Raw genomic sequence first — 15,601 nt, 5'->3', positions numbered from 1 at the left:
GAAAAAGAGCGTATCGCCCTTGTGGTGGATGAATATGGCGACATCATGGGACTGGTGACCCTTGAAGATATCCTCGAAGAAATTGTGGGCGATTTCACCACATCCATGGTACCGGATCACAGTAAAGAGGCGAACGTTCAGCAAGACGGCAGTGTGCTAGTGGATGGCAGTGCCAATGTGCGGGATTTAAACAAAGAAATGGACTGGCATTTACCCTTAGATGGGCCAAAAACCTTAAATGGGCTGATACTGGAATATTTAGAAGAAATCCCAGAGCATCAGGTAAGCGTAAGGCTCTCGGGTTATCCTATGGAAATTGTTGATATTAAAGATAATATGATTAAAACGGTACGTATTCTGCCAGAGTACTTTGTGGCCTCTAATGACGGCAACAACGAACACTAATCTTTTTTCATTTTTGCCCGACGGGCAAGGGCCTGAGCCTTTGCTGCGGCAACTTTTGATGACAACGCAGCAAGTTTGCCCATAATTTCTTTTAACTCGTCATCATTTCTGAGATCCGCTTCGGCCATATGACTTTCCAGCGACCGCCGCAGCATATCAGGAATAGATTTTGTTGCCATTAGAATGCTGCCTCGCGCAGTCAAATACACCCCTCACTAAAGTGGTTATCGGACGAAAAACGACATTCTTAAGTGGTTTTAAAAATCTTTTGAAATAATTTACACACCAACTATACCGTTCCCTGATAGTGACCGAGTAATCTACCTTTACGGGCAACCGCATTGTAACTGACAACCGCCACTGAGCCTGTGGCGAAAAGGCTGTTTATCGGCGAAGCGCACACCTCGTCTACAAAGTAACTGACAAAGGGCATATGGCTTACCAGCAGTAAAGTGGATACAGGCGTCGATCTTGCCTGAGAGGTGGTAATGAGGGTGTTGATATAGTCATGGGCAAGCTGAGGATTAGCTTCCGGTACGATATCTTCAGTTTGCATGGATTTGGCAATAGCAAAATCCACACTTAAAATGTCATAAGTTTGACGGGTGCGCTGATAAGGGCTCACCAAGGCCAGCTCAATCTTACGATGGCGACAATAATTCTCGATAAGCCACTGTGCCGACTGTGACACCTGGTGTCGACCATGTTCAGTAAGCTGACGGCTTTTGTCATCGATACGCAGCGACTGTGCTTCACCGTGCCGCATGATTAACATTAACGTGTCATCGTTGGTTTTTTGACGTGGCATAACTTAATGAATATGATGAAAGACTTCAGTCTAACCTTAGCAGACCCAGTCAGACTAGCCTAGTATAAATATACACGACTTTAGGCCAATAAAAGTCGTAAGTAGATGAACAGGGAAACATGTTGTAGTGGGTATTCCCGAAAAATGCAGTAAAACAGATTATAAAGAGAGCATTTTGACAACATCAATAAACCTGGAACAGGCACAATTTATCACCCTTGATAATGGTCTTCGCATCATGATATGCGAGCACAATCTTACCCCTTCTACCTTTGTATCTATGTCAGTAAAAGCGGGGCATTTTTATGATCCCGATTGCTGCCACGGCTTATCTCACCTGCTAGAACACATGATGTTCTTAGGCAGCCGACATTTGCCGAAACCGAACAGCATTAACGATATGGTAGAAAAAGCCGGCGGCACCATCAATGCCTGGACGGGAACTGAATTCGCTAATTACCATTTTAATTGCCACAGTGATCAGCTTGAGCGGCTGCTTCCAGCCTTCAGTGATATGTTGCGCCTACCTTTGCTTGATAAAGACACGCTGGATAAAGAAATCAATGCCATTGACGCGGAGTTTCAGTTTAAGCGCAAGGATGATTTACGCCGTTTGTACCAAATTCACAAAGAAACCGCGAATCCAGCGCATCCCTTCAGTAAGTTTTCAGTAGGCAATGCGAAAATATTTCGTGCCCTGCCGGAAGCCCAATTGCATCAACAACTACACGCTTTTCACAGTCAATATTACGTAGCTCAAAACATGGGGTTAACCCTGTTTACCAGTGAAAAAGCCGAAACGGTTAAAAAGCTCATTAGCCAAAGTTTTTCTGCCATTAAAAGCGGTAAAAGTGCCCCTGAATCCTGGCCTGCGCTCTATACCAAAGCCCAGCTGGCGGTGGAAATTAATATAGAGCCTTTGCAATCCGCCAGACGTATGATCGTGACCTTTGCGTTACCGGGTCTTCACCATGATTTTCGTACCAAGCCCCTTAATTATTTAAGTCATTTGCTCGGTGATGAAGGTGAAGGCAGTCTACTGGCCTATTTAAAAAGTCAAAACTGGGTGACGAATCTTATTGCCGGCAGTGGAATAGAAGGGAAAGACTTTAAAGATTTTAACGTTAGCTTTCAGTTAACCCAAGGGGGGATTGAAAACAAGCAAAGAATACTGGAAGCCCTTTTCTCTTACATCACCCTCATTCGTCATTCTTTGGGGGAAACGTGGCGCTATCAGGAAAAGGCCCACCTAGGTACCCTCGCCCTTGAATTTGAAGATAATCCCAAACTTATGACCATGGCCTGTGAATATTCACAGCACCTCTTTTATTATAAAGAAGAGGATATACGGCAATTTAAAAATCTCATCGACAATTTCGATAAAGAAAAACTTACCGAGGCACTCAACTATTTTACCCCGGACAATATTCGGATTAAGCTGATTGCACAAGGGTTACCCACGGATACCACGTGTCAGCATTATGATGCCAAGTATCAAATGCGTCCCCTTTCATCATCGGTACTTGAGGCATTGCGCCACCCCCCTGAAATCGATGCACTCTCATTGCCGCCGCCAAATCCTTATTTAGGTATGGATTATCATGTGACATTGCCCGAACCGGACTATTTGTCACCTAAAACCCTTGTTGATACACCACACATGAAGTTCTGGTTTGCCCAAGACGATGTATTTCTTAATCCTAAAGGGGACATTTATGTGTCCTTCGATACCCAGGCCTTAACCGATGATCTTCACGCCGTGGCCGCCAAGCGTATTTGGTTGTCGGCATTAAATGATTATTTGCAGGCAAAATATTATCGGGCCGAAATTGCAGGGTTACATTATCGCATTTATGGTCATCAAGCGGGTTTTACCCTTCATACTCGTGGTTTTTCGAATCATCAGGCAAAACTGGCAATACAACTGCTCGAAACCATTCATGAATTCATGCCCGATGAGCAGCAATTTGAGCGGGTAAAAAACATGCAGATCCAAAGTCTGCAAAATGCCTTAATGAACAAACCAACAAACCGGCTTTTTTCTCGATTAAGCGTCATTGTTCAGCGTAATACCCAAGCCCCCATAGAGTTATTAACGGCCGTGGAAAACTGCTCCTATGATGCCATGTTCGATACCTGCTCTTCGGCACTGAACCATTATTACGTAGAGAGCTTCATGCATGGTAACTGGTCGAAAGAAGAAGCCTGTGATTTTGCCAACCAGTTAACACAAACATCGGTAGGCGCATCGGGTAGAGCCCTTTCCCGCTCGGTATCACAATTACCCGTAGGCGAAGCGCTGTACCATGAAGTTCCCTGTGAGCACCCCGATGCAGCGGTGGTACTTTACCTGCAAGCCCCCAGTAACAGCATTAAAAACACGGCAATGTGTATGGTCTTAGAACAAATGCTTGCCGCCCCCTTTTTCAATGTGCTGAGAACAGAAAAACAACTCGGTTATGTGGTGGGTACCGGTTATGTACCTCATAATCAACATCCAGGCATGGCGTTCTATATTCAAAGCCCCTTCCATGCTCCTGATATTCTGTTAAAAGAAATGACCACATTTTTATTTGAACAACTCAACGAAATTGATTTTTATCGTTTCTATTGGTCAACCATTCAGAAAAACCTGCTCAAACAATTAGAAGAGCGAGACTTGTCCCTATCGATGAAATCCCAGCGTTTGTGGGGTGGATTAGGCTCTCAGGAAACCCAGTTCGATCGCAACCAAAAACTGGCCGCCGAGATCAATCGTATGTCTTTTACTGATATACAAGATTACGCCAATGCACTGGCCAAGCGGACACTATTCGGTGAATTAATTTTGTATGCCTCTGGCGGCTTCCCTTCGATTTCTCCGCCACCTCAACGCTGTTTAACAAATTTGGCGATGTTAAAAAAAAGTACGCCCTATTTTCCCGTGCCGTAAGTTTTAGCGATGTGCAACGGATTTGGTGTCTATTTAATAAACGTATAAAAGGCCTTAGGGTAAAAAAACTTGTAGCAGATCGCATATTTCGGCATATTGGGACTTCGGTTTGTTCGAACCCTGCCGATAATAATAAACAATAACGATAAGATAATATCGCCAAAGGTGTATTGGTGCGCTCAACCATTAACTGGTCTATTCTATGTCTGACCATGCTGCTCGGATGTTTATTCTCGGCAGCGGGTCAAGCTGTGTCTATTACAGACATCTATTTTCAAAGTATTATCCAAAAAGACGGCATTTCCGAACACACTATCCTGGATATAGAAGAAGATCAGGATGGGATTTTGTGGATTGCCACAATCACAGGCTTGCATCGTTATACGGGTTATGACTCCGGTGCCAAGCAATATCATCCCACCCCTAGCGATCCGAAATCCCTGCCCTCCGCTTGGATAAGTGACTTATTTGTAGACGATAACGGTACCTTGTGGGTGGGTACAGACAAGGGGCTCGCCCGTTATAACTCAGAACAAGACAACTTTGATACCTTACCCTTTGAAGGAAAGGAGACTGAGTCAGATTACATTACCACCATCACCGCCGACGAAAACGGACGCTTACTGGTTAGCACCTATAATCAAATTTATCGTTTAACCCCGGATGGTAACGAGCTTGTCCCCGCCTTTCGTGGCACAACGTTACCTGACGATATATTAATGATTTTTAACGAGCAACATCGCCTTTGGATTGGCACTAGAGAACATGGCGCGTTTATCTTAAATAAAAATAGCGACAAAATTTATTCCCTAAAACAGGCAAACCCCTACGGTTATGCAGTAGACAAAAGCAAAATAAGTGACATTGAAATTATAAACGGCGAATACTGGCTAGCCACAAACGATGGCATAGTGACCATTTCTAACGGCGGTGATGTTAATCAGATTGGAAACAGTCAAAACGATTCTGACATCACCATTGGTAATGCAACAGTTATCAAACAATTGGGGGATTTAGTCTGGATAGGTACCTATGAAGGCATTGCCATTTACGACACCCGACATAAAACCTTTGTGGCATCCGGCCCCCAGACTATCGGCTTAACCGGCCTGACTCAAAAAATTATCTTTACCATACAAACCGATTCTCGGGGTGCACTGTGGGCCGGCACCTACGCGGGTTTATTTCGGTATCAGCCGGAACTCAGTGCCGTACGTACCTTTAGTAATAAAAAAGCATTTCAAAAAGCCGATATCTCCTCCACCATTTGGGCCATTGATGAAGACCAGGCGGGGAATTTGTGGTTTGTCACCCAAAATGAAGGCATTGGCAAATTTAACCGCCAACTAGGCACCATCGATTATTACCTAACAGATAAAGTAGAGTACTTTTGGGATCTGGCTATTGATGACTATGGTCGTTTCTGGATAGCCAGCTCGACGGGGATATGCGTCTATGAAATTAAGAATAATAAGTTTCACCTTGTACAAACATTGTTTGAAAATAATTTCGTTGAACGTCTGTACTTCGATGATCATACCATCTGGCTAACTATAGAAAACAACACCTTAGCATCCATTCCCACGGACATATTTAATACCACGTCAAATTCCCTTAAGGATAATAAGGCGCTGGTTCACGAATATTCCACCTTAGACATGAGCGAGGCATTTGCGCCTATATACAGTGATAACGATGAACGTATTTGGTTGTCGACCAAAAACGGGATTGCGGTATTCGACCCGTTAACCGGCAAAATTGTTAAAAATATAGGCCGCAATAACCGGTTAAATTTTAACGCGGTCAATGTGTATTTTTGGCGCAATTTTTATTGGATCACCACCTTTTACAACGGCATTATACAAGTCAACGCCGACACCCTTGATGTGGAAAAAGTACAACCAAAAGTATCGAACGACGGAGTCACATTCTCGTCAGAGGGTAGAGACGACTCGATTTGGTATACCAGTCGTTTAGGCATTACCCGAGTTGACTTATTTTCTCTCACCGATGCAGAAACGATCCCCAGGGAAGCACTTAATGCCAACGATTTTAGTGAAAGTGCTTCTATCGTCACGGGTGATGGCGCTTTGGTATTTGCCGGCGTAAAAGGCTTTAACATTCTAAAAAAAGCATATTTAGATACCAAAGTACTGGATAAATCCGTATCCGACACACCAAAACTACTTGAATTGCAGGTTTTTGGCAGCAATAAAACAACGGATGAAAATACGTCGGCACAACCAAATCACACCAGTATATTGCACAAAGATGCCATCTCCCTTACCTATGATGAGTCGCGATTTAGTATCTCTTATGCCCTGGTAAACCCGATCACCCCCGAAAACGTTATTTATCGTTATCGAATGCGCGGCAACATTGATGAATGGTTCCCTGCCGAGAATACTCGTGTGGCCCAATTTAACAATGTGCCCTTTGGTGACTATGTGTTTGAAGTTCAAGCCAAAGAAGGGGATAACGACTGGTCTAACAGCCGCACGCTGAACATTACCATTGGTCGCCCATTCTGGCTCCATGGGGCGGCGTTGGTGTTTTACAGTTTTATCGTCATTTTTGTTTTATTTTACCTGTTACGTCACTATCAAATAAGAAAGCAAAGTCAGCGGGTTATAAAGGAATCAGAAGAACGTCTTAAACTCACCTTGTGGAGTTCCGGTGACGAGCTTTGGGACTGGGATGTCTATCGCGGTCAGGTTTACCGGTCAAATACCTGGGGCACCCTGGATTTCCCCCAAGATAATATTCGTACCACCAGTGCTTATGATGCCAATATTCATCCGAATGATATGTTACGGGTTCAAGAAGCCTTAAAAGCACACCTTGAAGGGAAATCCGATTATTATGAACTCGCCTATCGCGCGAAAACCTTTTCTAATGCCTGGATTTGGATTTTAGATAGAGGAAAAGTGGTACAACGGGATCACAACCAACAGCCTGTGCGCATGACGGGCACGTTAAAAAATATACATCATCTAAAAGAAGCGGAAGAACAGCTGAATCTGTTTAAGCGCTCCATCGAAAATATTTCCGAAGGGGTCTTTATTACCGACACGAATTTCCGCTTTATTTCCGTTAATAATGCCTATTGTAGTTACACCGGTGAAAGTCGCGATCAAGCTTTAGCGTCATATTTGTATTTTAATCAATATCCCGAAGCCTTTACCGAAGAAATTAAAAAGACACTACGTACAAAAGGGAATTGGTTTGGCGAAGTAGAATCCGTTCGAATGAACGGCGAACGCTACGAACTTGAACTCAATGTAGATGCAGTTCATGATGATGACGGGCGTATTAGCCATTTTGTGGGGGTATTTTCAGATATCACCTCCCGTAAGAGTACAGAAAAAGAACTGCTTAAACTGGCCAATACGGATCCCCTTACAGAATTACCTAACCGTTCTTTCTTCCAAGCCAGCCATCAAAATCTGGTGAGAAAAGCCGCTTCCCATGCCCTGTTGTGCCTGGATATGGATAATTTCAAAAAGATTAATGACTCCTTAGGCCACCAAACCGGCGACGTGTTGATAAAACAAATTGCTAAACGTCTGCAACGCATTACCGGCACTTCGGCCACCTGCTACCGTTTAGGCGGCGATGAGTTCAGTGTATTGATGGAAGATCACGCCGATATCCATACCATTACCCATTTTGCACAAAATATTCTCGATAACCTCTCGCGGCCCTTTATTATTAATAAGCAAGAGTTTGTACTTGGTGCCAGTGTGGGTATTGCGTTTTATCCTGAGGATGGTAAATCGCCACAGGAAATGCTGAAAAACGCCGATACAGCCATGTATTTTGCAAAAAACAATGGTGGTAATACCTATAAGTTCTTTAGCGGAGAGATGAATCAAAATGCCGTACGGCAATTACAAATTGAAAATTTGATCCGCCAAGGTATTAAAGATGACTTGTTTACCGTTTACTACCAACCCAAAGTGGATATTGCCTCGGGCAAATTAGTCAGTATGGAAGCCTTGGTGCGCTTCGAACATCCACAAAAAGGCATTGTTAGCCCAGGACAATTTATTCCGTTGGCAGAACAAACAGGCCAAATTGTGGAAATTGGCGAACGGGTTTTACGTAAAGCCTGTGCCGATACCAAGCGCTGGGTAAATGCGGGCTTGTTTTCTGGCCGGGTGGCAGTGAATATTTCAGCAAAACAATTTGCATTACCCAACCTCGATGATCGTATTGAACGTATCTTGCAGGAAGTCGGCTTATCCCCCTTGCATTTAGAATGCGAAATCACCGAAGGCACGCTGATGGAAAACCCGGAACAAGGGTTAGCATTGATGAAACGTCTACGTGATCGAGGGATCCACCTTGCGCTGGATGATTTTGGAACCGGTTATTCGTCTCTGGCTTATTTGAAACGCTTCCCGCTAAACACCTTAAAAATCGACAAAGCCTTTATTGACGATATTGCCGAAAGCAGCACAGACCGGCATATGACTGCCGCTATTATTAATATTGCCCATAATTTAGGGCTAAAAGTGGTCGCTGAAGGCGTTGAACAAGAAAAGCAATTGACGATCCTCCGACGCTATGAGTGTGAAATGCTACAAGGGTACTTATACAGCAAGCCGTTAAATGCCCAGCGTTTTGAAAAATTATTGCAGGAAAATCAAAAGCTTTACAGCATTATTGGGCAGCATACCTGAGCAGTCAAGTTTCTGACGCTTTATCATATCTAGTACTTTCGTTAAATTTTTCCTCAACTAAGACTAAAAAATAGAGAGCTATAACCTATTGATTTTAAAGACTTAAAGTGTTTATTTAAAAAATATACTAGACTTTTGGCTTAGCTTGGCACGCATATCGCTATATCTCTGATAACACTGACAAAGATTGGTGTTGTTTGTTCAAATTAAATAAAATCAGAGGATATAAAAATGTTAAAAGCATATGCAGTAGCACTGGTACTTTCGACAACGGCCCCCATAGTAGCAGAGGAACAAGGTGCCAAGCCTGTAGATAACACGCAGGAAGCAACAACCCAATACCAAAAAGTTTTGCCTTGCAAATGGTTAAATGCATGCCCAGGACAAAGTACTAACTAATGTTGGTTTTTTATTCCGAAAAAAAGGCTGGGTTAACCGGCCTTTTTCATGTCTATCTCTTTTTACGCCCAATACGGGTATCAAGCACCGAACACCGGCCCACCATACCCTACAATTTGTCGCCACAGTAAATAGCGCTTCATATTAAATAAAGGGAAAAGCATTGGCCCCAGCATCAGCCCACCTAGCGCCCACCTTTTTGGATCCATACCGGCCTTAAGAGCCTCCACATAAAAAATAAATCCACTGCATAAGAAAACAACAAATATAAAAAACGTAAACGCCATTAAAGAGTACCTGATATCAATTCGCCAATAGATTGACGATTACTTAAACAATCCGGCTAAATCTTACCCATGAGCGATGGAAAAACCAGCAATTTTCTATAAAAAATACAAAAAAAACCGGGCCAAGCCCGGTCTTAACTATTTGTTCACATTAATAAAACGTTTTATTTTCTTTTGCTTTTTCAATTAAACAATCTGCTGGAGCAAAACGCGCATCGATGGTTTCTGCGTATTGTGTCAGCTTATTGACAAGGGTATCGATACCCAAGGTATCCATATACCGGAAAGGGCCCCCTAAGAAAGGCGGAAAGCCAATGCCAAAAATAGCACCTATGTCGCCATCTCTGGCACTTCTAATGACACCTTCATCTAAACAACGGGCGGCTTCATTGAGCATCATTAACACGCAACGTTCTACCACTGCCTTTTCGTTTAGCGTCGAACTTGGGGTAACGCCCAATAGGCCATAAACACTTTCATCAACGGCTTTACCCGGCTTTTTACCTTCATAAAGATAAAACCCTTTGCCATTTTTCTTCCCTTTACGCCCATCAGCCAGAATCTTATCGAAAGCGTCCGGCGCTTTAAAACGCGAACCAAATTGATCAATAAGAAAAGGCATGATCTTTGTGCCCACATCAATGCCAACTTCATCGAGCAATTTCACCGGTCCTACCGGAAAACCAAATTTCACTAACGACTTATCCACATGATCCACCGGTTCGCCAGCTAACAGCAAATACGCCGCTTCGTTCATATAAGGGGCTAAAATACGGTTTACGTAAAACCCAGCGCCATCCCTTACAACAATGGGGGTTTTCCCTTGTTTACGGGCAAATTCCACGGTGGTGGATATTGTCTCATCGGAGGTTGTATCATGGGCAATCACTTCAGCCAAAGGCATTTTATCTACCGGCGAAAAGTAATGCAGACCGATGACATTCTCGGGCCGGCTCGCTTTGGCCGCAATATGTGCAATAGGGATCGATGATGTATTTGACGCAAAGATGGTACTTTGCTGGGTATGGGTCTCCACGTCACAAACCATCTGTTGTTTTAAGTCCAGATCTTCAAACACGGCTTCAATCACCATATCTACATCTTGAAACCCGCGGTAATCCAAACTACCGGTCAGCATAGACATTTGTTTTTGCATCTCGCTTTTCGCCATGAAACGCTTTTTTACTTTTTTGCTTAAAATGTCGTAACTGTATTTCATGGCATTGGCAATGCCGTCCTCTCGTACATCCTTTATACGCACGGGCACGCCCGCTTTGGTCGCCGTAACATAAGCAATGCCGCCGCCCATAAGACCACCGCCAAGTACGCCTACTTTCGCCACCTTATTGGGCGCCACATCCGCGACGCCGTGTTCTTTTTTCATTTGGGTGGTAGCAAAGAAAATTTGGCGTAATTGGAAGGACTCTGGCGACATCACCAATTGGCCAAAAGCCTCAGCTTCAGCTTGTAGTCCTGCTTCCATCCCTTTATTCATGCCGGTTTCAATCACATCAAGGATCAGTGTCGGTGCAGGATAGTTGCCTTTGGTTTTGGCAAAGGTTTGCTCACGGGCTTTTTTGAACAACAGGTTACGACCGTACTTGTTTTGCTCCAGTAGTTTATTCACCATACCTTTTTGTGGCGCTTGTCGCTGAGGCTTACCCTTTAATGCATATTCTTGGGCCACCTCAAGCAAGATACTGTGCGCCACCATATCATCCACAATACCGTACTTTTTCGCCTGCTTAGCCCGAGCTGGCGCCCCAGTGAGGATCATTTTCATCCCTTGTTGTACACCGATTAAACGGGGTAAACGTTGGGTTCCACCACTGCCAGGCAATATACCCAACTGCACTTCAGGCAAGCCAAGTTGGGTTTTAGGTGAATCGGTACACACCCTATAATGACATGCCAATGCCAATTCCAACCCCCCGCCTAATGCTGGGCCGTGGATGGCCGCGACAAAGGTTGCGCGCATTTTCTCAATGCGATTAAAGACGTCTTGCCCCTGCTTTGCCAATGCTTGGGCATCGGAGTTTGATTGGCACGCGGCCAACATACTGATGTCAGCACCAGCAACAAAGGAGGTTGATTTACCACTACAAAGCACCACCCCTTTGATACTGCTGTCGTTCTCAATATCATCAAGTACGGCAGTAATTTCATCAGCAAATTCTGCCTTTAGCGTATTCATTGATTCGCCAGGCACATCCATCGTCAAAATGGCAACGCCATTTTCCTGCTTGGTCAACGTGAAGGCACTGGTGTTATCCTGGCTCATCGTTACTTGTTGATTTTCTTGTTCGCTCATTATTCAGTCTCCACGATCATTGCCGTACCTAAACCGCCTGCTGCGCACGCGGTTACCAGGCCAGTGCCACCACCACGACGATTAAGTTCGTTTAACATTTGGGTAATCATACGTGTACCGGTGGCGGCAAAGGGGTGTCCGTAGGCAATGGAGCTTCCCATAACATTAAACTTGTCCATATCTATCTCACCGGTGGCCTTTTGCCGCCCTAACTTTTCCTGGGCAAATTTGTCACTGGCAAACATCTTAATATTCGCCAAGGTTTGCGCTGCAAAGGCTTCATGCATTTCAATAAGCGTAATATCGTTTAGCGTCATACCCGCTCTGTCCAAAGCAATGGGCGTTGCATAGGAGGGCCCCATCAACATATCTTCCCACACATCTATGGCAGAAAATGCATAGCTGCGAATATAGCCCAGTGGCGTATAACCAAGTGCTTTCGCTTTGCTTTCCGTCATTATCAGCACCGCAGAGGCACCATCAGTTAATGGCGTAGCATTGGCGGCGGTCACAGAACCATGTTTCTTATCAAACACCGGACGCAGTTTGCTGTATCCGGCTAAGGTTGAGTCGAAGCGGACATTGTTGTCTTTACCCAGTGCACTTTTAAACGGCGGTGCATAGGCGGTCATGACTTCGTCATCCAACTTGCCTTCATTCCAGCTTGCCGCGGCTAATGTATGTGAACGATGCGCCAGTTCGTCCTGCGCTTGACGAGAAATACCATGACTTTTGGCCATTTGCTCCGCGGTTTGGCCCATGGAAAGCCCCGTCGAATATTCGGCAACCGCCGGAGGCACGGGCAGCAAATCCTTCACGCCCAGTTTTTTAATAATGGCCAATTTCTGACCGATGGATCTGGCTTTCTGTAAATCAACAAGAGCGCGGGCTAGCTTCTTTGATACGCCTATGGGTGAGACAGAGGTGGAATCCGCTCCCCCGGCAATGCCAATTTCAATATTACCGGCCATCATGCTTTCGGCAATATTAACGGTACTTTGAAAACTGGTGGCGCAGGCTCTTGATACACTGTAAGCATCGGTATGTACGTTCATGCCAGTGCCAAGCACAATTTCCCTGGCAATGTTGGGCGCTTCGGGCATCTGTACAACCTGCCCATACACCACCTGCTCTACCATATCGGCAGACACGCCGTGGCGAATAAGAAGTTCATTGACGACCATTTTTCCTAAGTCCACCGCGGGAACGCCATGAAAGTAGGTCGCCATTTTAGCGAAAGGTGTACGTAAACCCGCTACGATAGCGATTCTGTCGCCTTGACGGGTTGTGACTGATTGTTTAGCTGTCATATTGCACCTAAATGATAGAAGACCTGCAGTGGTCTGACCTGTAAAGACTTTGATTTTTACAAACTATGAACGAAATAGCAAATAAACAAGACTAACCATTTACCGTGAAAATTAGCGAGCTCGACCAATGTGTAAAAACATGGCTTGTCTTTGTGATACCAAACACTCAAGATAGCATTCGCTTAATACACTGTTCGATTATTAAATGTAGGGGAATGAATCGCCGGCGCCAACAACAGAACATCGGCGAATGGCCTAATTTTGTGGATAATAAAACAGGTTCAGCATCTTGAAGCTGAAAATCCAACCCCTATTATATCTGACAATGTCTTATGTACCTGAGTTACCTGTTTTTTCACGGTTAAGATCATTTTACCGGCACAATCATTGATATGCCGATAACAAAAATATTATTTTTAGAACAAAAAAGTGGATTGAAACACTATGTCAGCAGCGCAATTTAGACAACTTCAAACGTATTTAGATTCACAGATTATTGGTCAGACAGCACTTACCCAAAGTATGCTAATTGCTCTACTCGCTGACGGTCATATGTTAGTGGAAGGCCCTCCGGGGTTGGCGAAGACCCGAGCCATTAACGCCCTTGCCAATGGGATTGATGGTGACTTTCACCGCGTACAATTTACGCCCGATCTGCTCCCCGCTGATTTGACCGGTACTGATATCTACCGTCCTGAAACCGGTGAGTTTGTATTCCAACAAGGCCCCCTTTTTCATAACCTAGTTCTTGCCGATGAAATTAACCGCGCGCCGGCAAAAGTACAGTCTGCGTTACTGGAAGCCATGGCGGAACGCCAAATAACCGTTGGAAACAAAACCTACGCCTTGTCGCCACTGTTTTTAGTTATGGCGACCCAAAACCCCCTCGAACAAGAAGGCACATATCCCTTACCGGAAGCCCAACTTGACCGTTTTTTAATGCATGTCAGCATTGATTATCCTGAGGCAGAAACAGAACTTTCCATTCTTCGCTTAACCCGCAATGAAGATCTCAGCCAACAAAGCGAGACACCGCCAACGCTTACCCAGCAAGACATATTCCTTGCGCGAAAAGCCGCGTTGTCGCTTCATATGGCACCTGAGCTGGAAACCTACCTTGTGCAGTTAATCATGGCCACGCGAAATCCGGCGGCTTATGATCCCACAATGGCAGGATGGATCGATTTTGGTGTGAGCCCCCGCGCAACCATTGCCCTTGATCGCTGCGCGCGCGCCCACGCATGGTTAGCCGGTCGAGATTTTGTTGGTCCTGACGACATTCAAGCTGTGGTTCATAACGTACTAAGACACCGTATTATTTTGTCCTACGAAGCGGAAGCGGAAGGAGTCACGGTGGATCAAGTATTAGATAAGATCGTAAGTTTGGTAGCAGTCCCCTAATATTATGCACCCTGAACATTCTACGTTGAGTTTACTGAAAAGTGATGGTGTGCAGTTGTCCCTGCCAGAACTGTTGCGATATCAATCTCTGACTAAAGGGCTAAATTTATCCCCCAAAACGCCGCCACGGGCGTTGATGTCTGGCGCCTATCTTAGTCGTCAAAAAGGACGAGGGATGGAGTTTGATGAAGCCAGGCACTACCAGCCTGGCGATGACATTCGTGCCATTGACTGGCGGGTCACCGCTCGTACGGGTAAAACCCATACAAAAATTTATCGCGAAGAGCGTGAACGCCCAGTTTTTATCCTGTGCGATCTCAGTACCTCCATGCATTTTGGCTCCCAATTGCTGCTCAAGTCAGTACAGGCTGGGCACATTGCCGCCATGCTAAGCTGGAGCGCTGCACAACGGGGAGATAAAGTCGGCGCGGTTATCTTTAATGACACTATGCATCGGGAATGTAAACCCCTTTCCCGTAAGCGCGCAGTGCTGTCGCTGTGTCATGAATTACAAAAAGTACAAACGCAACAGGTCTCTATGCCGGACACATCGGCGTTTGATGAAGCCTGCCTGCGTTTACGCCGCATCGCCCGCCCCGGTAGTTTGGTTTATCTTATTTCTGATTTCGTCAATATGGGCGAAAGTGCTGATCAACACCTTTCCCATCTCGCCCGTCATTGCGAAATGAAAGCGATCCGGGTTTATGATCCCATGGAAAATGCCTTGCCTGACTTACCCGTTACCCAGCAAGTTAGCGTCACCGATGGTATCAACTCACAAAGCTGGACCCTAGGTGATAAAACCTTGACAAAACGTTACAGTGAATGGCGTAACAACATCGCCAGTCAAATTCATCAGCAGTTTAAAACTAAACGTATTCATTTAACTGACATTTCAGCCGGCCTTCCCCTTGAACAACAAGTAGATAATTTTCGAGGGCGCGTAGAATGAATCAACCTGTACAAAACAATCCCTTAGCCCAATTAAAAAGTATTCATACTCCTGAAGCTGTAAGCAGTTTTCCCCTTGCCTGGGGTTGGTGGGTTGTCATTGCTATCATAG

Annotated in this window: 11 protein-coding genes; 7 read left to right on the top strand and 4 right to left on the bottom strand. The window is 44.9% G+C overall.

The annotated features are described in order from the left end of the window. The coding region (locus tag V5298_RS15815) for a transporter associated domain-containing protein (RefSeq protein WP_332932412.1) at nt 1-405 on the top strand (405 nt) is incomplete at its 5' end. On the opposite strand, the gene V5298_RS15810 is transcribed toward V5298_RS15815, so the two are convergent. Both V5298_RS15810 and sixA read right to left on the bottom strand, forming a co-directional pair. Then, nucleotides 402-584, bottom strand: a complete 183-nt coding sequence (locus V5298_RS15810; protein ID WP_332932411.1) for a hypothetical protein — start codon at nt 582-584, stop codon at nt 402-404. The genes V5298_RS15815 and V5298_RS15810 overlap by 4 nt on opposite strands. 110 nt (nt 585-694) lie before the next feature. Continuing rightward, nucleotides 695-1,213 carry a phosphohistidine phosphatase SixA gene (gene sixA / locus V5298_RS15805; protein ID WP_332932410.1) on the bottom strand — a complete coding sequence of 173 codons (519 nt, stop codon included), beginning with the start codon at nt 1,211-1,213 and terminating at the stop codon, nt 695-697. A 175-nt stretch (nt 1,214-1,388) separates the two neighbouring features. Between sixA and V5298_RS15800 the strand changes: the two genes are divergently transcribed. From V5298_RS15800 to V5298_RS15790, 3 genes are all read left to right on the top strand, one after another. Next, nucleotides 1,389-4,145, top strand: coding sequence for an insulinase family protein (locus V5298_RS15800; protein WP_332932409.1), 2,757 nt, complete (start codon nt 1,389-1,391; stop codon nt 4,143-4,145). A 173-nt stretch (nt 4,146-4,318) separates the two neighbouring features. Further along, a complete protein-coding gene (locus V5298_RS15795; RefSeq protein WP_332932408.1) occupies nt 4,319-8,830 on the top strand; it encodes an EAL domain-containing protein in 4,512 nt (1,503 codons plus the stop codon). 231 nt (nt 8,831-9,061) lie between these two features. Continuing rightward, on the top strand, nt 9,062-9,229 hold the full coding sequence (locus V5298_RS15790) for a hypothetical protein (RefSeq protein WP_332932407.1): 168 nt from the start codon (nt 9,062-9,064) through the stop codon (nt 9,227-9,229). 438 nt (nt 9,230-9,667) lie between these two features. Here the strand turns inward: V5298_RS15790 and fadJ are convergent, their stop codons facing one another. Then, entirely contained in the window at nt 9,668-11,827 is a 2,160-nt protein-coding gene (gene fadJ, locus V5298_RS15785; RefSeq protein ID WP_416351191.1) for a fatty acid oxidation complex subunit alpha FadJ, read from the bottom strand. Next, nucleotides 11,827-13,137 carry an acetyl-CoA C-acyltransferase FadI gene (gene fadI, locus V5298_RS15780; protein ID WP_332932406.1) on the bottom strand — a complete coding sequence of 437 codons (1,311 nt, stop codon included), beginning with the start codon at nt 13,135-13,137 and terminating at the stop codon, nt 11,827-11,829. The genes fadJ and fadI overlap by 1 nt, the downstream gene beginning before the upstream one ends. Before the next feature lie 444 nt (nt 13,138-13,581). Between fadI and V5298_RS15775 the strand changes: the two genes are divergently transcribed. The 3 genes from V5298_RS15775 to V5298_RS15765 all read left to right on the top strand — a co-directional run. Further along, nucleotides 13,582-14,538: a MoxR family ATPase gene (locus V5298_RS15775; RefSeq protein ID WP_332932405.1), complete on the top strand. Its 957-nt coding sequence runs from the start codon at nt 13,582-13,584 to the stop codon at nt 14,536-14,538. A gap of 4 nt (nt 14,539-14,542) precedes the next feature. After that, on the top strand, nt 14,543-15,490 hold the full coding sequence (locus tag V5298_RS15770; protein WP_332932404.1) for a DUF58 domain-containing protein: 948 nt from the start codon (nt 14,543-14,545) through the stop codon (nt 15,488-15,490). Further along, nucleotides 15,487-15,601, top strand: a 115-nt coding sequence (locus V5298_RS15765) for a DUF4381 family protein (RefSeq protein WP_332932413.1), incomplete at its 3' end; no start/stop codon positions are given. The genes V5298_RS15770 and V5298_RS15765, both read left to right, overlap by 4 nt.

It is taken from the genome of Alteromonas sp. 14N.309.X.WAT.G.H12 (assembly GCF_036697315.1).
In the GTDB taxonomy this organism is placed as follows: Bacteria; Pseudomonadota; Gammaproteobacteria; order Enterobacterales; family Alteromonadaceae; genus Alteromonas.
Note: the sequence above shows the minus strand (reverse complement) of the source record. Positions and strands in the feature narration are given on the sequence as shown.